The 18,753-nt window shown below is 55.0% G+C and carries 20 protein-coding genes; 15 read left to right on the top strand and 5 right to left on the bottom strand.

Annotated elements, in window-relative coordinates; translation table 11 throughout:
• The 9 genes from rseP (at position 1) to AC2FHW_RS00890 (ending at position 8,519) form a co-directional block, all read left to right on the top strand.
• Complete coding sequence (rseP, locus tag AC2FHW_RS00930) at positions 1-1,353, top strand: RIP metalloprotease RseP (protein WP_496693192.1); 1,353 nt, start codon at positions 1-3, stop codon at positions 1,351-1,353.
• A gap of 92 nt (positions 1,354-1,445) precedes the next feature.
• The gene (locus tag AC2FHW_RS00925) at positions 1,446-1,574 is read left to right on the top strand and encodes a hypothetical protein (RefSeq protein WP_271947040.1); all 129 of its coding nucleotides are present in this window, start codon (positions 1,446-1,448) and stop codon (positions 1,572-1,574) included.
• Between the two features lie 128 nt (positions 1,575-1,702).
• On the top strand, positions 1,703-4,063 hold the full coding sequence (gene bamA / locus AC2FHW_RS00920; RefSeq protein WP_142633911.1) for an outer membrane protein assembly factor BamA: 2,361 nt from the start codon (positions 1,703-1,705) through the stop codon (positions 4,061-4,063).
• Positions 4,064-4,171: 108 nt separating this feature from the next.
• Positions 4,172-4,654 carry an OmpH family outer membrane protein gene (locus AC2FHW_RS00915; protein WP_282021270.1) on the top strand — a complete coding sequence of 161 codons (483 nt, stop codon included), beginning with the start codon at positions 4,172-4,174 and terminating at the stop codon, positions 4,652-4,654.
• Positions 4,655-4,726: 72 nt separating this feature from the next.
• Complete coding sequence (gene fabZ / locus AC2FHW_RS00910; RefSeq protein WP_142633907.1) at positions 4,727-5,200, top strand: 3-hydroxyacyl-ACP dehydratase FabZ; 474 nt, start codon at positions 4,727-4,729, stop codon at positions 5,198-5,200.
• Positions 5,197-5,982 (top strand): acyl-ACP--UDP-N-acetylglucosamine O-acyltransferase, encoded by a 786-nt coding sequence (gene lpxA / locus AC2FHW_RS00905; protein ID WP_142633905.1) that lies wholly within the window; start codon positions 5,197-5,199, stop codon positions 5,980-5,982. Before fabZ ends, lpxA begins: the two co-directional genes overlap by 4 nt.
• 4 nt (positions 5,983-5,986) lie before the next feature.
• Positions 5,987-6,781: an LpxI family protein gene (locus AC2FHW_RS00900; protein ID WP_142633903.1), complete on the top strand. Its 795-nt coding sequence runs from the start codon at positions 5,987-5,989 to the stop codon at positions 6,779-6,781.
• Positions 6,781-7,938, top strand: coding sequence for a lipid-A-disaccharide synthase (gene lpxB, locus AC2FHW_RS00895; RefSeq protein WP_142633901.1), 1,158 nt, complete (start codon positions 6,781-6,783; stop codon positions 7,936-7,938). Before AC2FHW_RS00900 ends, lpxB begins: the two co-directional genes overlap by 1 nt.
• A complete protein-coding gene (locus AC2FHW_RS00890) occupies positions 7,938-8,519 on the top strand; it encodes a hypothetical protein (protein WP_496821313.1) in 582 nt (193 codons plus the stop codon). Before lpxB ends, AC2FHW_RS00890 begins: the two co-directional genes overlap by 1 nt.
• Here AC2FHW_RS00890 and mnmA read toward each other — a convergent pair.
• Complete coding sequence (gene mnmA, locus AC2FHW_RS00885; RefSeq protein WP_271947050.1) at positions 8,516-9,661, bottom strand: tRNA 2-thiouridine(34) synthase MnmA; 1,146 nt, start codon at positions 9,659-9,661, stop codon at positions 8,516-8,518. The two genes, AC2FHW_RS00890 and mnmA, sit on opposite strands and share 4 nt — an antisense overlap.
• A gap of 129 nt (positions 9,662-9,790) precedes the next feature.
• On the opposite strand from mnmA, the gene sciP reads away from it, so the two are divergent.
• From sciP to AC2FHW_RS00860, 5 genes are all read left to right on the top strand, one after another.
• Positions 9,791-10,099, top strand: coding sequence for a CtrA inhibitor SciP (gene sciP, locus AC2FHW_RS00880; protein ID WP_271947052.1), 309 nt, complete (start codon positions 9,791-9,793; stop codon positions 10,097-10,099).
• Between the two features lie 67 nt (positions 10,100-10,166).
• Positions 10,167-10,883, top strand: coding sequence for a response regulator transcription factor CtrA (gene ctrA / locus AC2FHW_RS00875; protein WP_271947054.1), 717 nt, complete (start codon positions 10,167-10,169; stop codon positions 10,881-10,883).
• A gap of 123 nt (positions 10,884-11,006) precedes the next feature.
• Complete coding sequence (gene ligA, locus AC2FHW_RS00870) at positions 11,007-13,133, top strand: NAD-dependent DNA ligase LigA (RefSeq protein ID WP_496728226.1); 2,127 nt, start codon at positions 11,007-11,009, stop codon at positions 13,131-13,133.
• The gene (gene recG, locus AC2FHW_RS00865) at positions 13,130-15,220 is read left to right on the top strand and encodes an ATP-dependent DNA helicase RecG (protein WP_496821312.1); all 2,091 of its coding nucleotides are present in this window, start codon (positions 13,130-13,132) and stop codon (positions 15,218-15,220) included. The genes ligA and recG overlap by 4 nt, the downstream gene beginning before the upstream one ends.
• Positions 15,172-15,456, top strand: coding sequence for a hypothetical protein (locus AC2FHW_RS00860; protein WP_142633888.1), 285 nt, complete (start codon positions 15,172-15,174; stop codon positions 15,454-15,456). The genes recG and AC2FHW_RS00860 overlap by 49 nt, the downstream gene beginning before the upstream one ends.
• Before the next feature lie 186 nt (positions 15,457-15,642).
• Here the strand turns inward: AC2FHW_RS00860 and AC2FHW_RS00855 are convergent, their stop codons facing one another.
• Both AC2FHW_RS00855 and AC2FHW_RS00850 read right to left on the bottom strand, forming a co-directional pair.
• Positions 15,643-16,281, bottom strand: a complete 639-nt coding sequence (locus tag AC2FHW_RS00855; RefSeq protein WP_271947061.1) for a MarC family protein — start codon at positions 16,279-16,281, stop codon at positions 15,643-15,645.
• 60 nt (positions 16,282-16,341) lie between these two features.
• Positions 16,342-16,794, bottom strand: a complete 453-nt coding sequence (locus tag AC2FHW_RS00850) for an iron-sulfur cluster assembly scaffold protein (RefSeq protein ID WP_142633884.1) — start codon at positions 16,792-16,794, stop codon at positions 16,342-16,344.
• A 48-nt stretch (positions 16,795-16,842) separates the two neighbouring features.
• Here AC2FHW_RS00850 and hisI point away from each other — a divergent pair, with 48 nt between their 5' ends.
• The gene (hisI, locus tag AC2FHW_RS00845; RefSeq protein ID WP_271947063.1) at positions 16,843-17,232 is read left to right on the top strand and encodes a phosphoribosyl-AMP cyclohydrolase; all 390 of its coding nucleotides are present in this window, start codon (positions 16,843-16,845) and stop codon (positions 17,230-17,232) included.
• 4 nt (positions 17,233-17,236) lie between these two features.
• On the opposite strand, the gene gluQRS is transcribed toward hisI, so the two are convergent.
• Together gluQRS and AC2FHW_RS00835 are read right to left on the bottom strand one after the other, a co-directional pair.
• Positions 17,237-18,133 (bottom strand): tRNA glutamyl-Q(34) synthetase GluQRS, encoded by an 897-nt coding sequence (gluQRS, locus tag AC2FHW_RS00840; protein WP_496675543.1) that lies wholly within the window; start codon positions 18,131-18,133, stop codon positions 17,237-17,239.
• Entirely contained in the window at positions 18,130-18,744 is a 615-nt protein-coding gene (locus AC2FHW_RS00835; protein WP_496821311.1) for a class I SAM-dependent DNA methyltransferase, read from the bottom strand. The genes gluQRS and AC2FHW_RS00835 overlap by 4 nt, the downstream gene beginning before the upstream one ends.
• Positions 18,745-18,753: the final 9 nt, after the last annotated feature.

The following is an 18,753-nucleotide window of genomic DNA, read 5'->3' as shown; positions in this document are numbered from 1 at the left end:
TTGGACGTACTCTCACTGATCCCACAGTTCGGCAATTTGATTTACACCATATTCGCCTTTGTGATCGCGTTATCCGCCATCGTAGCCGTACATGAATACGGGCATTACATTGTTGGCCGTTGGTCCGGCATCTACGCCGAAGTGTTCTCAATCGGTTTCGGTCCCGTACTCTGGAGCCGTATCGACAAAAGAGGAACGCGCTGGCAGATCGCAGCGCTTCCATTCGGCGGGTATGTCAAGTTTCTGGGTGATGCCAATGCAGCATCCGGCAAAGACGAAGCCGCAATGTCTGAAATTTCCGAGCAAAGCCCGGAGGAGCTGCGCCGCACGATGCATGGCGCGCCACTTTGGGCCAGGACGGCAACTGTTGCGGCAGGGCCAATCTTTAATTTCGCAATGTCGATACTGGTCTTTGCCCTAATTTTCTTTACTCAAGGCGCAACCAGAGACCCTCTGACCGTTGGGTCTCTGCATCCTCTGCCCGGGACAGTGCAAGAGCTGCGTGAAGGTGATGAAATCCACGCGATTGCAGGTATTGACCTGCCAGATTTCGAGCAAGAAGGATCGTGGAGCGAGTTCGTAGACTCTTTGCCCGTTGACCCCGTTCTTGATTACACAGTTCTTCGTGACGGTGACACATTGGACGTTTCCGCACCTTGGCTGTTCCCCCCTCTGATACAACAGGTTGTTCCGCGCAGCGCAGCAATGGATATCAGCCTGGCACAAGGGGATGTCATAACAGCGGTTAATGGCGACCCGGTTTATGCCTTTGAACAGCTCAAGGACCATGTGGAAAGCTCTGATGGGCGGCCACTGCTGTTGAATGTCTGGCGTGACGGAGCGGAACTGGAGTTTGCCCTGGCTCCACGCCGCACGGATGAGCCGCAGTCTGATGGTGGTTTTGTAACGCATTGGAGGATCGGGATCGTCGGCGGCATGATGCTAGAACCTGCAACCGAAAGGGCGGGCATCCTGACATCTCTCGGCGGCGGTGTACGACAAACATTGCGTATCATTGACGGGTCTCTTTCAGGTATCTGGCACATGGTGACCGGAGCGATCAGCACCTGCAACATGTCCGGCCCAATCGGAATCGCCGAAACCTCGGGTGCGATGGCCAGCCAGGGTGCGCAGAACTTCATCTTCTTTATCGCTGTTCTGTCAACTGCTGTCGGTTTGCTAAACCTGTTTCCGATTCCGGCTTTGGATGGGGGACACTTGGTATTTTACGCATATGAGGCCATCTCTGGGAAACCACCCAGCGACAAAGCGCTGCGGATTCTGATGGGCATCGGAGTGTCAATCATTCTGGCTCTGATGCTGTTTTCCGTCTCAAATGACCTGTTCTGTTGATTTGGGCGGAGCTTGCACAATCTAGTCGCAATTCCGCCCCAATTCCCTCATAGGATGTGTTCGTTTCATAATTTTGTCTGTCAGAGGCGATCATGGCGAATGCTATCAAAAAATCATATCGCAGCTTTAGCTTCCTGCTTGCGCTGAACTGGGACTCGATCTTGTTTTTCGGCGCGACTGCGTTGGCTATGGGTGGATGCGCTTATCTGATCACCATGTGATTCTGTTCCTTTCTTTTTATTTGCTGAACAGCGGCCCAATGGGCCGCTTTCTGTTTTTCGGCTTTTGACAAGGCCAGACAATCCCGTTACTCAGCTTTAAAGTCTTAAAATTCTGGGTAGAGAAAAATATGACCGACAGGCGAGGCGCAGGCACATCCTGCGGGGGGCAAAAGCCGGTAAACAAGATTTTGTGGCAGGCCCTAACATTCTTTTTCTTATTTGCCACAGTTAGTTTGCTGTCACTGCCGCAGGCTGCTCAGGCGCAAAGCTACACCATCAACTCGTTCGAAGTTGAGGGGAACAGGCGCATCGAGACATCGACAATCATTGCACGTTCGGGAATCGAACCTGGGCAGACGGTGACAGCTGGACAACTCAACGATGCCTTCCAACGGCTGCTTGACAGTGGTGTTTTTGAAACAGTCGATTTGACCCCTCGTGGCAGCACTTTGGTCATCAAAGTTCAGGAATATCCGACGATCAACCAGATCAGCATCGAGGGTAACAAGAGGCTCAAGGATGAGCTGTTGCTCAATGCCGTTTCGTCTCAACCCCGCCGGGTCTTTACGCCTCAGGTCGCTGAAGCTGACGCAGACATGATTGCCGAAATCTATTTGGCTCAAGGACGTGTTGCAGCAACCGTCATCCCCAGAATCATCCGCCGCAGCGACAATCGGGTAGACCTCGTTTTTGAAATCTCCGAAGGTACGACGATCGAGGTTGAGCGCGTAAGCTTTGTTGGCAACCGGGCTTATTCCGACCGGCGTCTGCGCCGTGTGCTTGAAACCAAGCAAGCCAATTTCCTGCGCACGTTCCTGCGGGGCGATACTTTTATCGCTGACCGGATCGAGTTCGACAAACAAGTCATCCGTGATTTCTACTTGTCGCGTGGCTATGTCGATTTCCGCGTCAACAGCGCCAATGTTGAATTCACACGTGAGCGCGACGCGTTTTTCCTGGTGATGAATGTAACTGAAGGTCAGAAATTCTCATTCGGCAAGATCACCACCGTAAGCGAAATACCCGGTGTTGATGCGGCAGAGTATCAGGCCGCACTCAAGATCAAGCCGGGTGTCACCTATTCTCCTTCACTGGTCGAAAACTCTATCGCCAGGCAAGAGCGTTTGGGCATTCGGCAAGGGGTGGACTTTCTGCGGGTTGAGCCGCGCGTCACGCGCAATGCACGTGATCTGACGCTGGATGTTGAATTCGTTCTGACCAAAGGACCGCGTATCTTTGTCGAGCGTATCGACATCGAGGGCAACACCACAACGCTTGACCGCGTGATCCGTCGTCAATTCGACACCGTCGAGGGTGACCCGTTCAACCCGCGTGAAATCCGGCAGGCGGCTGAACGTATCCGGGCATTGGGCTATTTCGCTGTCGCTGACGTTGAACCGCGCGAGGGTTCGACACCCAGCCAAGTGATCGTGGATGTCGACGTCGAAGAACAGCCAACAGGCTCGCTCAGCCTCGGTGGTAGCTACTCGATCTCTGACGGTTTCGGCATTGCGATCGGCCTAAGTGAGTCAAACTTCCTAGGCCGTGGACAGACCGTCGGGGTTACGATTTCGACCGCGCAGGATTCAGAAGAGTACTCCCTGAATTTCACCGAACCCTATCTTTTGGGCCGCAAGCTTCGCTTTGATCTTGGTCTGGGTTTGGCGTCGACCGACTCCAGTTTTGCCAGCTATAATACCGAGCGTGTGTTCTTTAACCCTCAGTTGAGCTATGCGATCGGAGAGCTGTCTTCGTTGCGCGTACGCTATGCCTGGGAAAACAGCGAGATGAAGCAGCAGGACAACGAGGCAAACGGCGCGGTCATCGCCTCTGAGATTGATCAGGGTGAACGCACGACAAGTTCTCTGGGTGTGTCCTATGTATATGACAGCCGCCTTGGTGGGCTTAACCCCAATGCCGGTGTTCTGTTTGAGGTTGGCCTGGATGCCGCTGGGCTGGGTGGGGACAACAAGTTCTACAAAACCAGCGCACGCGGGATTGCCCAAACACGCGTTCTGAGTGAAGAAGTCGTTCTTCGTGCATCGCTTGAAATGGGTGCAATGCACTGGACTGGCAACGATTTCAGCCGGACGTTGGATCGCTTTGTGTTGGGCCCCAATAAATTCCGCGGGTTCGAGCCAGCCGGTTTGGGGCCACGGGATCTGTCAAATGGTCAGGATGACGCTATCGGCGGGAATTACTATTGGGTCGCGCGTCTGGAATCGGACTTTCCTCTGGGCTTGCCCGAAGAATTGGGCCTGCGTGGAGGCGTGTTCTATGATTTCGGTAACCTGTACAATATCGACGATGTAAACACTTCGGGTGCCAACATTGTCGGTGCGGATGGGTCTATCCGTCATGTTCTGGGTGTTGCAGTCCTATGGGAAACACCGTTTGGCCCACTGCGCTTTAACTTTTCGCAAGCGCTCAAGAAAGAGGACTTTGACAAGGAACAGAATTTCGACCTGACCATTCAGGCGAGGTTCTGATCTCGGATGCGAGGTAGTCTTCAAACCTATATGCAGGGCCCCATTCGGGCCCTGTGTCTTTTTCTGACCTTAACCCTGGCAGGACCGGTTACCGGACAGCAGCTTGGCGTGACACAAGCCAGCGTCCTGACAATCTCCAGCGAACGATTGTTTTCTGACTCGGCGTTTGGACGTCGCATTCTCAGTGAGATCGAAGCAGAGGGGACTCTGCTTGCTGCCGAGAACGAGCGGATCGTTGCAGAGCTCAGCGCGGAGGAGAAGGACCTCACCGAAAAGCGCGCCTCTCTGTCTGCTGAAGAATTTCGTCCCCTCGCAGAGGCGTTCGACAGAAAGGTTCAGAACCACCGAGAAGGGCAGCGCGCCAAGCTTGATGCCCTTGCGCGTCGCAGTGAAGATGCACGACAGATGTTTTTTGAACTCGCCCGCCCAGTATTGATCGATCTTTTGCGCGAATCTGGCGCCTCTGTCATTATTCAACGCTCCAGCGTGTTTCTCAGTTCGGATCTGTCCGATGTGACAGATGCCGCCATCACCCGAATTGATACAGCCATTGGTGATGGAACAACACTTGACGAAGGTACAGGCGAATAGGTTTGCTTGCCCTCGGGTCGCGGTGTTGCTAACCACATTGAAAAGAGAAATCCAGAACAGGATATCAGAACTATGAGCACGGACACCAAAAGCGCCGACATTCAGCTGATTCAACGGATATTGCCGCACCGCTATCCGTTTCTGCTGGTCGACAAGGTGGTCGAGATTTCAGGCTTTCAGTCAGCGGTCGGCATCAAGAACGTCACTATGAACGAGCCGCATTTCCAGGGCCATTTTCCTGGTACACCGATTATGCCTGGTGTGACCATTGTTGAAGCAATGGCGCAGACCGCAGGTGTTATGCTTGGCGTTGGGATGGATGTCATCGACAGCGACTTGTTGATCTATTTCATGAATATCGACAAGTGCAAGTTCCGCCGCAAAGTCGTGCCCGGTGACGTGCTCGAGATGCATGTTGAAACTGTGCGCGGCAAGAAGGGTGGCAAGATTTTCAAGTTCTCTGGCAGGGCCACGGTTGATGGAGAGGTCGCAGCCGAAGCTGAGTTCTCAGCCTATGTTGATTGGGACATGGAAAAGACAACATGAGTGGCATTCACCCTAGCGCAATCATCGAAAACGGTGCTCAGATCGGAGAGGGCTGTGTCATCGGCCCTTTTTGTTTTGTTGGTTCAAGGGTGCGGTTGAAAGACCGGGTAGAACTGAAGTCGCATGTTGTTGTTACTGGTGACACCGAGGTGGATGAAGACACCATAATCTTCAATTTTTCGGTCATCGGTGAAATCCCGCAAGACCTTAAGTTCGGCGGTGAAGATACGCGGCTGGAAATTGGCAAACGAAACCGTATCCGTGAACATGTAACAGTGAATTCTGGAACAGACGGCGGTGGCGGTGTAACCCGGATTGGCGATGACTGTTTGCTGATGGCTGGTGTTCACGTGGCTCACGACGTTCAGATTGGCAATCGCGTGATCATGGTGAACCATTCTGGTGCCGCGGGACATTGCATTATCGAAGACGATGTTATCGTCGGCGGGATTTCGGGCTTGCATCAATGGGTTCGTGTGGGCCGAGGGGCGATTATCGGCGCGCTGACGATGGTGCCCAACGACGTGATTCCCTATGGGCTTGTTCAAGCGCCTCGCGGCGAGCTGGACGGCCTGAATCTTGTTGGCCTCAAACGGCGTGGTGTCGCACGAGCTGATATTTCAGCTTTACGCGCAGCGTTTCGCGAATTGTCCGATGGTGACGGAACTTTTATGGACCGCGCCAAGCGCTTGGGTGAAGATGCCGAAAGCGAATATGTCCGCGAAATCGTCAATTTCGTAACCGGCGATTCGGATCGGTCCTTTCTGACACCGAGGAAGTAACATCATGTTGGCACTGATCGCGGGAACAGGTGTGTTGCCGGACGAAGTGGTTTCCTGTCTGGCTGAACGGCCCTTGATCTGCGCGATGGAAGGCTTTGCCCCGGATACTCTGTCTGCTGACATCGTTTTCCCGCTGGAACAGCTTGGATCATTCATCGCGGATCTCAAAACCCGTGGCGTAACTGAAATCTGTATGGCCGGAGCGGTTAAACGTCCCGCCGTTGACCCGTCGCGCATTGATGCCGCGACGATGCCGTTGGTGCCTATTCTGGTGCAGGCGATTCAATCCGGCGATGACGGCGCATTACGGGCTGTCATTGGGATATTCGAAAACTCAGGCCTGAATGTCCGTGCCGCGCATGAGATTGCGCCTGAACTGCTGCCTCCGCTTGGTTGTTTGACAGAAGCACAGCCCTCAGACGCGGATCGCGCAGATGCGGATCGGGCATCCAGTATCCTGCGTGCCATGGGGGCAGCTGATATCGGCCAGGCCTGTGCAGTTTCCAAAGGGCAGGCTTTGGCGATCGAAGGAATTTTTGGCACCGCATGGATGCTCGAGTCTCTGACTCAACGGCCCGATGCGGGGGGTGGGGTGCTTTTCAAGGGTCCAAAGCCTGATCAGGACTTTCGCGCGGATCTGCCAGCTATTGGACCTGAAACCATTTCCAGCGCCGTCGCAGCTGGTTTGTCCGGGATCGTGATCGAAAAGGGCGGGGTGCTTGTATTGCAGCGACAACGTGTAATTGCTGAGTGCGATCGCCTGGGTTTGTTCCTTTATGTGCGTGAGCGAACCAACTGATGCGGGTGTTTCTGGTCGCCGGCGAACCTTCGGGCGATCGATTGGGCGGCGCGTTGATGGAAGGGCTACGTGCCCTTGTCCCAGATGTTACATTCGACGGGGTCGGCGGACCATTGATGCAGGCCCAGGGTCTGAACAGCCGCTTTCCGATGTCCGAATTGTCAGTGATGGGCTTGATCGAGGTATTGCCAAAATTCTTTCACCTCAAGCGCCGGATATCTGAGACAGCGCAGGCCGTTCTGGACACCAAACCTGACGTATTGATCACCATCGACAGTCCGGACTTCTCGTTGCGCGTTGCCAAGTTGGTCAAAGCAGCAAGCGATACTCGAACCGTCCACTATGTGGCCCCCAGCGTTTGGGCCTGGCGACCGGGGCGTGCGGATAAGATGGCCAAGGTCATCGACCATGTGCTGGCGTTGCTTCCGTTTGAGCCGCCCTATATGGAACGCGCCGGGATGGAATGTGATTTTGTTGGCCATCCGGTTGCAAGCGAACCCATCGCGTCTGATCGCGATATCCAGGAGTTTCGCGCCGCCTATGATCTTGGGGATGCTCCGCTGGTTCTTGCCTTGCCGGGGTCGCGCAAGGGTGAGGTTGACCGTCTGGCCCCTGTATTCGGTCAGGCCTTGGGGCAATTCCTAGCCGACCGGCCGGGTACGCGGGTTATTGTTCCGGCGGTTGCACATATGGTCGAGGCCGTAACCGAACATCTGCAGACATGGCCAGGCAATCCCGTCGTGATCGACCCGCGCAATGTTCCGACCGAAGAGGCGGTTCAGCAGAAACGCGCAGCTTTTGCCGCAGCGAACCTTGCTCTGGCGGCATCGGGTACCGTGTCGCTTGAACTTGCAGCCCAGGCAACACCCATGGTGATTGCCTACCGCCTCAGCTGGCTGACCCAGAAACTGGCAGTACGTATGGTCAATCTGGACACGGTTACATTGGTCAATCTTGTCTCGGAAACGCGTTCCATCCCGGAATGCCTGCTGGATGACTGCCTGCCGGACAAGATTGCCGTAGCGCTACGCGAGGTCGCCCTGAAACCTGACGCGCAGCGCAGCGCGATGGATCTGACAATGGAGCGCCTTGGCCGTGGCGGCGACGCCCCTGGTTTCAGAGCTGCAAAGGCCGTGTTGGCCAGAATGCCGTCCTGATGGCCGAGTTCATCCTCTTTGGTTTTTCAGCCTTTCTGGCATTGATACTGACCAATCTGGATAATCTTGCCGCCTTGGTGGCGCTGATCTTGGTGTCAGGGGACAAGCGGGCCGTCTTTGGCTTTCTGTTCGCACAGGGCTTGGTGATTTCGGCGTCCTTGCTGTTCGCCATGGGGATCGAGGGCGTAATACCGGGCTGGGCCGGGTATCTGGGGATGATCCCGCTGACACTGGGCTGTCTGGCCGCCATCCGCCAATGGCGCGGGCAGGGCGTCGACACTCCTGCGCATCTCGAAGCCGGAGCATCAATTTTGGTGACAACCTTACTGTTTACCAGCCTGTCGATGGACACTTTGGCCGTTCTGGCGCCGTTATTGGCGGATTCAACGCCAGGCTTTCGGATCGCCGGAGCCTTCGGCGCAGGGCTTGCCGTGGTAGGATTGGCCACGCTGGCGCTGCTGGGCGCCAAATCTCCGCTCATCAGTGGTCGCATCGTGCGCAAGCTTGAGATGCTTGTTCCTTACGTGATGATCTGCGCTGGCCTTTATATTCTCAGCAACTCGTGGACTGACGCAGTTTAATATCCGCGCCAAATCCAGCCGCCGCCAAAGATGCGGCTGCCTTCGGACGCATAGAAAACACAGGCCTGACCGGGCGACACACCTTCTTCCGGGGTCAGCAACTCGACCTCTGCCGTGGTGTCCGAAAGCGGGCGGATGATGGCCTCACGCGGGGGGCGGGTCGAGCGAACCTTGACCAGGACGTGCCATTCATCGCGTGACTTAAACGGCTCATCGCCCAGCCAGTTGATCTCACGCACCGGAATGGTGCGGGTGGCCAACATCTCTTTGGGGCCAACCACAACCTGTTTCTTGTCGACATCCAGCTTCACCACGTAAAGCGGATCGCTGAGGCCTCCGATACCAAGCCCGCGGCGCTGTCCGATGGTATAATGGATAACCCCGTTATGCTGGGCCAGCACACGACCATCCGCATGAACGATCTCACCCGGTTCCGCCGCGCCGGGGCGCAGCTTTTCGATTACGCTGGCATAGTTGCCGTTGGGCACGAAACAGATGTCCTGACTGTCGGGCTTGTCGGCAACAGCCAGCCCATATTGCGCAGCCATTTCGCGCGTTGCGTCCTTGGAGGGCAGGTGGCCCAGTGGAAAGCGCAGGAAATCCAGCTGTTCCGGGGTCGTCGAGAACAGGAAATAGGATTGATCGCGGTTGGCATCCTCGGCGCTGTGCAATTCCGGCCCGTTGGGGCCTGTCTTGCGCTGAATATAGTGGCCGGTGGCCATGCAATCAGCCTCAAGATCCTTGGCGGTTTCCAGCAGATCCTTGAATTTCACCCGTTCGTTACAGCGAATGCAGGGAACCGGCGTCGCTCCAGCCAGATAGCTGTCGGCGAATTCGTCGATCACGGCGTCTTTGAAGATGTTCTCATAATCCAGAACGTAATGCGGAAACCCGCGTTCCTCGGCCACGCGGCGCGCATCGTGAATGTCGATACCCGCACAGCAGGCCCCCTTTTTGGCCAAGGCAGCACCGTGGTCGTACAGTTGCAGGGTGACGCCGATGACGTCATACCCCTGATCCGCCAAATGCGCGGCCACGACCGAGCTGTCCACGCCTCCGGACATGGCAACAACCACCCGTGTTTCAGACGGGGGCTTGGCAAAGCCAAGAGAGTTCAGCGGTGTCTCGGTGTCGAGGGCCATGACGGTTCCAGTACGGGTTAAGAAAGACCGGCAGAATATAGGAAAATTCTAGATACTCTCAAGGGGCGGTTTCACAACACATTAAGTAGCATGGTGTCAGCTTTGTCGCAGCACGAAGAGGACCGAAAGATGTATTTGCACAAAGTAGAGGGGCCCAGGTCGGTAACCCTGCCGGATGGAACGGTTTTATCCCGGGCTGATCTGCCGCCAAAAGAGACAACCCGCTGGGTGGCATCCCGTAAAGCGATTGTAGTCCGTGGCGTTCTTTACGGATTGATTACGCTTTCGGAAGCCAAAAACCAATATGGCCTCAGCGACGAAGAATTTAATTCCTGGGTTTCTGCGGTCGCAGAACACGGAACGGACGCTTTAAAGGTCACCACGATAAAAAAATATCGACAACCTAAAGGAGAGTGTAAATTAATGATTCAACGGTAACGTCAGATTAACCATTTTTGAGCAGGCTCGATTTTAATTAGTAAATTGAGCTGAATTGGAGCAGTAAATGCGTATACTTCTTGTCGAGGATGATCCAACCACGTCCAAAAGCATCGAACTGATGCTGACACATGCCAATCTGAACGTATATGCGACAGATTTAGGCGAAGAAGGGATCGACCTCGCAAAACTTTACGATTACGACCTGATCCTCCTTGATCTCAACCTTCCGGATATGAACGGGCATGAAGTGCTGCGCCAGTTGCGGGTTGCGCGGGTGGAAACGCCGATCCTGATCCTGTCGGGGGCCGACGATACAGAAAGTAAAATTAAGGGCTTCGGATTTGGTGCTGACGATTATCTGACCAAACCATTCCATAGAGAAGAATTGGTTGCACGTATCCACGCCATTATTCGCCGCTCAAAAGGGCATTCTCAATCCATAATCCACACCGGGCGCGTTGCAGTGAATCTGGATGCGAAAACCGTCGAAGTGGAAGGCAAGGCCGTTCACCTGACCGGCAAAGAATATCAAATGCTCGAACTTCTGAGCCTTCGAAAGGGAACAACCCTGACCAAAGAGATGTTCCTTAACCATCTCTATGGGGGAATGGATGAGCCCGAATTGAAGATCATTGACGTCTTTATCTGCAAATTGCGCAAAAAACTTAGCAATGCCACCGACGGCGTAAATTATATCGAGACCGTCTGGGGCAGGGGATATGTGTTACGCGATCCTCAGAAAAACAGCGTCGACGAACCTCGCATTGCGGTTGGCGCCTAGGCGCGCAAGTTTTACGTCGCCAAGGGTCCGGGGCGACACCCTCGCTCACTGAACAGCACGTCTGGACCTAGCCATGCCCTCGCCCTATCACTGAACTCCAAGAACAGTTGACGGGGCGAAGGCATGAGCAATTCCATTTCTGTATCAGACCTGACGGAAGATCAGGCACGCAATGAACTGGCGCGGCTGGCTGGGCTTTTACATCATGCGAACGCATTGTATCACCAGAAAGACGCCCCCGAGATTTCTGATGCCGACTATGATGCGCTGAAACTCAGAAACTCAGAAATCGAGTTGCGATTTCCGCAACTCAAGCGATCTGACAGCCCATCGGATATCGTTGGTGCCCGCCCCGCCGATGGGTTCTCCAAGATTTCACATGCTGTGCGCATGCTGTCTTTGGGCAACGCTTTTCAAGACGAGGACGTCTCTGATTTCGATCGGTCTGTCCGAAAATACCTAGGATTGGATGACGAGACGGGATTGAGCTATACGGCTGAGCCCAAGATCGACGGTCTCTCCCTTTCGCTTCGGTATGAGAGGGGTAGGCTTGTCCAGGCGGCCACGCGGGGAGACGGAGAAGTCGGGGAAAATGTTACCGCAAATGCGCTAACCATATCGGATATTCCACAGGTAATCACCGGCGCACCAGACATCCTTGAGGTTCGCGGCGAGGTCTATATGTCTCACGACGACTTTGATCGTCTAAATGAGAGCCAGTCCAAGAAAGGCGAAAAAACCTTCGCCAACCCGCGAAATGCCGCCGCAGGATCCCTTCGTCAGTTGGATTCCGCAATTACCCGTTCTCGTCCCCTCAAGTTTTTTGCTTATGCTTGGGGGGAGCTGTCTGAGCCTCTGGCAAGCACCCAATACGAAGCCATACAGCGCCTGAAGGAATTCGGATTTTCAACCAACCCGCTAACCCGTTTATGCGCGGATACAAAGCAGATTCTGGATCACTATCGCAGCATCGAGCTGCAGCGTGCGACGCTTGGATATGACATTGATGGTGTGGTCTACAAGGTAAACGATCTTGCGCTGCAATCACGGCTTGGGTTCCGGTCCAGCACACCCCGCTGGGCAATTGCGCATAAATTTCCGGCCGAGCTTGCCTGGACCCGTCTTGAAGCGATCGACATTCAGGTTGGCCGAACCGGCGCGCTGAGCCCGGTGGCCAGGCTGCACCCGGTTACTGTCGGCGGTGTGGTCGTGTCGAATGCAACGTTGCACAACGAAGATTACATTTCTGGTAAAGACGCAAAAGGCGGCGAGATACGCGAAGGCAAAGACATTCGGATCGGCGACTGGGTTCAGGTTTATCGCGCCGGCGATGTGATCCCGAAGGTTGCCGATGTCGACATTTCGAAACGCCCGGATGATGCCGAAAAGTTCATCTTCCCGGAAAAATGCCCTGAATGTCACAGCGATGCGATCCGCGAGGAAGGTGACGCGGTCCGTCGCTGTACCGGCGGCGTTATCTGCCCTGCGCAAGCCGTTGAGAAATTGAAGCATTTCGTCTCACGCAAGGCCTTTGACATCGAAGGGTTTGGAGCAAAGCAGATTGAGATGTTCTATGATGATCCCGATCTGCCAGTTCGTGCCCCGGCTGATATTTTTACTCTGAAACAACGAGATAGTGCGAACCTGAACAGGCTGGCTAATCGCAAGGGATGGGGGGCGCAAAGCGCCACCAATCTGTGGCAAGCGATTGATGAAAAACGAGTTATTCCACTGGGTCGGTTACTGTTTGCACTGGGCATTCGACATGTCGGCGAGGCAGCGTCGAACCTAATCGCAACGCATTACGGATCATGGGATGAGCTGGAGAAAGCGGTTACCATAGCGCATAGTCAGACCGGGTCAGAATGGGATGAGCTGCTGAACGTTGACGGTGTTGGTGAGGTTATGGCCCGCGCATTGGTTTCAGCCTTCGCCCAACCTGCCGAACGGCAGAGTATCGACGATCTTGTGGCTCAGCTTGATGTCCAAGACGCGAAACGGCCCGATACCTCGGGCAGCCCTGTTGCGGGGAAGACCGTGGTTTTTACGGGAACGCTTGAAAAGATGACCCGCGCCGAGGCCAAGGCTCGTGCCGAGGCATTGGGCGCCAAAGTGTCGGGGTCGGTCAGCAAGAAAACCGATCTTTTGGTTGCAGGACCGGGTGCTGGATCAAAGGCGAAAAAGGCGGCTGAACTTGGGATCGAGACGTTCGACGAAGATGGCTGGTTGCAGCTGATCGACGGCAAATGAGTGGTCGGCCCGAATCTCTGTTCCCGCTGTTTTCGCGGCTGGAAACGCTTGACGGCGTGGGGCCGAAAACGGCTCAGGTCTTGGCGCAGTCAGGTGTCGAGACCCCGCGCGACGTCTTGTTCGGGCTGCCTTATGCGGTGATTGATCGGCGCAGGCGCGATACCATTCAAGGCGTCGATTTGCCCTCGACGCTGACCGTAGAAGTCACCGTTGGCATCCATCGCCCCCCTAGAAACAAGGGCGGTGCGTATCGTGTCCATGTTGAAGACAGCCAGGCTGAATTTCAGTTGGTGTTCTTTCATGCCCGCGGCGATTACTTGCAAAAAGTGCTCCCTCAGGGCGCGCGCAGGGTGATTTCTGGCAAGTTAGAGCTGTTCGACGGGATCGCTCAGATGGTCCACCCGGATCACATGCTGCCGCCAGCGGATGCGAAGGATATCCCTGAGTTTGAACCTGTCTATCATTTGACCCAGGGGCTGACCCAGAAAACTGCCTTCAAGGCGGCGCGCAGCGCGGTTGCACTCTCGCCGGAATTGATGGAATGGATTGATCCCGCGCAGGTCGCAAAAGAGAACTGGCCAGACTGGCTGAGCGCTATACAAGCAGCGCATAATCCGCAGGGTGCGGATGATGTAGCGTCTTTTTCTCCAGCGCATGAGCGTTTGGCCTATGATGAGCTGTTCGCGCATCAACTGACCTTGGCATTGGCCCGCCAACGAGAGCGCAGGGTCAAGGGGATCGCCAGCGCTGGTACGGGCAAGCTGCAATCCCGTGTGTTGTCGAACCTGCCATACAAGCCCACCAACGCCCAACAGCGCGCAATTCAAGAGATCGCAGGGGATATGGCCTCCGATACGCGCATGAACAGATTGCTTCAGGGGGATGTTGGGTCCGGCAAGACTCTGGTTGCGTTCATGGCACTGCTGGTCGCGGTCGAGGCGGGCGGGCAGGGCGTCATGATGGCCCCTACCGAGATACTCGCTCAGCAGCATCTGGAAGGGTTGCGCCCCCTCGCCGAAGAGGCGGGCGTGGTTCTGGAAATCCTGACCGGTCGTGACAAGGGGGCGGATCGGCGTGCCAAGCTGTTGGCGCTTCAACGGGGGGATATTCACATTTTGGTGGGCACTCACGCCGTATTTCAAAGCGATGTCGCGTTTCAGGAATTACGGCTGGCAATCGTCGACGAACAGCACCGATTTGGGGTCCGTCAACGCATGGAGCTTTCGGAAAAAGGCAAGGGAGCAGATGTTCTGGTCATGACCGCAACGCCGATCCCACGCAGTCTGGCCCTGACTCAATACGGTGACATGGACGTGTCCGTACTTGATGAAAAGCCGCCGGGGCGAAAACCTGTCAAAACAGCGGTTGTGAGCACTGAACGGATTCAAGAAGTCGTCTCGCATCTGCAAAAAGCTATTGCTGAGGGCCGTCAGTGCTATTGGGTCTGCCCGCTTGTCGATGAATCCGAAGTATCGGATCTGACCGCTGCCGAGGAACGGTTCAAAAGGCTGCGTGCCATTTTGGGGGACGGGGTCGTAGGGCTGGTTCACGGCCAAATGCCGCCCGCCGACAAAGACGCTGCGATGAAGGCATTTCAGCAGGGGCAAACCAAAGTTCTGGTGGCGACCACGGTAATCGAGGTTGGCGTGAATGTTCCAAATGCCTCGATCATGGTTATCGAAAGGGCCGAGATTTTTGGCCTGGCGCAGCTGCATCAGCTTCGCGGTCGTGTTGGGCGAGGCGAGGCAGATTCGACATGTCTGCTGATGTATCAGCCACCCCTCGGCGAAGGGGGGCGCAAAAGGCTGGAAGTTCTGCGCGAAACCGAAGACGGGTTCAAAATCTCTGAGACAGACCTGCAAATGCGCGGAGCGGGCGATCTGATCGGTACTGCGCAGTCAGGTCTGCCGAAGTTCCGTATCGCCGATTTGGAAAGGCAGGCCGGTTTGATGGCAGTTGCGCAGTCTGACGCAAGGGCTCTGCTGGGCGTGGACGCCAAACTTGAAACGCAAAGGGGCAAGGCGGCTCATGTTCTTTTGTGGCTGATGAAACAGGATCAGGCAATCCGTTTGATATCAGTTGGTTAGACGAAAACAGGAACATTAGTTCACAAATGTTCTCAAAAAGTTCTTTACCAAGACAGCAAAATATGAGAACAAAAGGTCAACAAAGGATTAAAACCCTGACCGGAGGAACCCATATGCTGACCCAGATCAAGACCACCCTAAATCGTTCCCAGTCGACGCTGCTGCAGGACGCAGCAGGTGCGGTTGCACTGGTGGTCATACTTATGGTCGCACTTCATCTTCCCGGAACGTATTAAGTCTTTCTGCCTGCGATCTCATGCCGATCACGCCGCGCTTGTCATCCCCATTTCAATCAAGGGTGACCTGCCTGTCCCAATACCCTTGAAGGGCCATGCCTCGGCCCCGCGCGGATATCCGGACCCCACATGAGAAACGCATTACCTGCCGCCGCCCTTTCCGCCCGAAAGGTGCGGCGGTTTTTTTTAGAGCTGACCGGTTTTCATAATTTCCAACAACGCCGACAGAACCGAGTTCACTGCGACCGATGCCAGGATCATCCCCATGACACGGCTGATGATGGCGGCGCCTGAATGGCCGATCAGCCGAATGATCGGCTCGGCCAGCAACATCAGGACAAAGGCAATCGCAACAACCGACAGCATGACCAAAGCCGTGATCCCCTGATCAGCAACACTGTACCTGTTGTTATCGGTCAAGATGACGATGGCCAGCATCGCACCTGGTGAGGCAAGCGAGGGGACGGCAAGAGGAAAGATCGCTGGGTTGTGTTTGTGGAGTTCGTCTTTGATGTCGTCCTTGGCGGCGCGCTGTTCGACTTCCTGTTTGGGCTCGCCAAAAATCATGGTCAGCGCGAACAGGAAAAGGATAATGCCGCCGGCGACTTGAAAAGAGTTCAGGCCGATATCCAGTGCCTCGATCAGCAGTTGCCCGAAGACCAGGAAAAACAACAGAATCCCGGCGCTGATAAGCGAGGCCACAAGCGCCATTTTGCGGCGTGTGGCGGCCCCAAGCCCTGCAGTAACAGCGATGAAGACCGGGATTGTTCCAATAGGATCAATAACAACCCAAAGCGTGACAAAATGCTCAAGTAAACCGTTCAAAACTGAAATTCCCTTCGTTTATTCCGAAAGGCTATAACGTTTTGCCCGTCAAAACCATGTTTAGGCGCAATTTGCACGTTCCGCCTGTTCAAACGCCTCTGCGGTTGCATCAAGAACCAGCAGGATCGAGGCATGGCGGTTCTTATATTCCCGTGCGGGCATCAAAACCTCTAGCCCATCAAATGGGGCCTCGGGTGCCGATCCATCCTTTTTCAGCATCGCGGACAGTTGCTCGCGCGCCTTTTCGACCTGGGCACGCGTTGTTCCGACGATTGCCCCGCCAACAACCGAAGCGGAGGCCTGTCCCAAAGCGCAGGCTTTCACGTCCTGACCGAACTCTGAAATTCTGCCATCCTGAACTTTGACATCAACCGTGATGGTCGACCCGCATAGGGGCGAGCGTTTTTTCACCGTAGCGTCAGCGTCATCAAGCCGGCTTAGATGTGGAATGTCAGCAGCAAGGGCCAGAATTCGGCCAGAGTATAGCTTTATCAGGTCATTCTCGCCGGACATGGCTTTCCCTCGTTGAATGTTCCCAATACATAGTGGCCATCCACCGGGATGCAAAAGGTTTTTGTCATGTCTTCCTCAGTCGCGTTCGATGCATCGAGTTTGAAATTCAACGAGGCCGGGCTGATTCCAGCCATCGCTCAGGACGAAAATACGGGCGAGGTATTGATGATGGCCTGGATGAACCAGAGCGCCATTGAAAAGACGCTTGAAACCAGACGCGTTACCTTTTGGTCCCGCTCGCGCCAGTCATTCTGGATCAAGGGCGAAAGCTCGGGCCATGTGCAGGAATTGGTTGATCTCCGCGTGGATTGCGACCGGGATTGCCTGCTTGTCCTTGTGCGCCAGACCGGTCCGGCCTGCCACACCAACCGTCGATCTTGTTTCTACACAGCGGTCAGAGACGGGGATGAGGTCGAAATCATGCACCCCATGACCTAATTGGTCAAAGCCCCACCATCGCCCGAATATCTTCGGGCGTCGCACCTTCCTCGCGGAACTTGGCAATGGCGCGCGCATCGTCGCGTTTGGCCAGCCGTTTGCCGGCCTGATCGCGGATCAGGCGGTGATGCAGGTAGATCGGTGTCGGCAAACTCAACAGCGTCTGCAGCAGAACGTGGATACGTGTGGCTTCGAACAGATCCTGACCACGAACCACATGCGTTATCTTCTGAGAAGCGTCATCCAGAACGACCGACAGATGATATGACGTCCCCATATCCCGACGCGCCAGAACGACATCCCCGATCGTGTCCAACATCTCGGCCTGGGTGAACCGGACTTTACCGGATTCCGCGCCCGGGCCTTCTCCGATCTCTTGAAACGATGCGGTGTTATTATCGTTCTGAAACAGACTTTTAGCTTGTTCTACAGCTGCCGCCATATCCAACCGCAACGGAACATCCAGAGGGCGCGGTTGCTCCGTTGAACCCTGTTGTTCCCAGCGTACACGACAGGTCCCCGGATAGATAAGCCCGTCTGGTCCGTGAAGTGGTACCCCTTCCTGAGGGGCGCTGGCCGCGTTGGCGATGTCTTTTCGGTTGCAGCTGCACGGGTACAGCAGCCCCCGCGACCACAGATCGTCTAGCGCGGCATCATAGATTGCGGTTCGCGTGGATTGGCACAGCACCGGTTCAGGCCAAGACAGGCCAAGCCAATGCAAATCATCGTAAATCTGGGTTTCCCATGCCGGGCGCGAGCGAGATCGGTCGATGTCCTCGATTCTCAGCAAAAACAGCCCATTATTCGACTTTGCAAAATCATGGGCCAACATCGCCGAATAAGCGTGGCCGAGATGCAGCGGTCCTGTAGGTGATGGTGCAAATCTGGTTACTAAAGTCACACTTTTTCAACAATATAAACGTCAGACTTCATGTCCATTCCCGGAAGGTGCGGGCCATATTCCCGGAACAGCAATCGTGCTGCGCCCATATCCAGCCACTCACTTAGGCGAACGGTATAGCTGTGATCTTCAAGCGTCTGATCATTATAAGAAAAAGCTAAAAGACCGTGTGATGGCAATGCGTTTATCAGCATATCCAATGTCTCTGGCGGTGCGGCGCCGACGCCGATGACTCCGATCGCTGTGATTACTTTATATGCGCCAGCTTGCAGAGGGTTGGGATCTGTGATGTCGAAACTGGTTAGGTTGCGATAAACCCCCTTTGCCAGAGCGCCCTCTAACATCTGCGGGGTGGGGTCTATTCCATCGACGACCTCAAATCCTACCGCGTTCAGTGCGACACCCGACAGACCGGTACCGCAGCCATAGTCCAGAATTGGGGTTTTGGGCTCTGGCAGTTGCGACCAGAGAGCCCGGGCGATACGTCCCGGGGTCGCATAACCGTTTGACCCAACCTCATCATCATAAGACGAGGCCCATTTTTGATAATGTGCTTTGGTCGCCTGAGGCGAATCCAGCCCATAGACATCCTTTAGGAATTTATCGCTCATACCGATATG

The sequence above is a fragment of the Ruegeria sp. YTSA108 genome (assembly GCF_059610185.1).
Note: the sequence above shows the minus strand (reverse complement) of the source record. Positions and strands in the feature narration are given on the sequence as shown.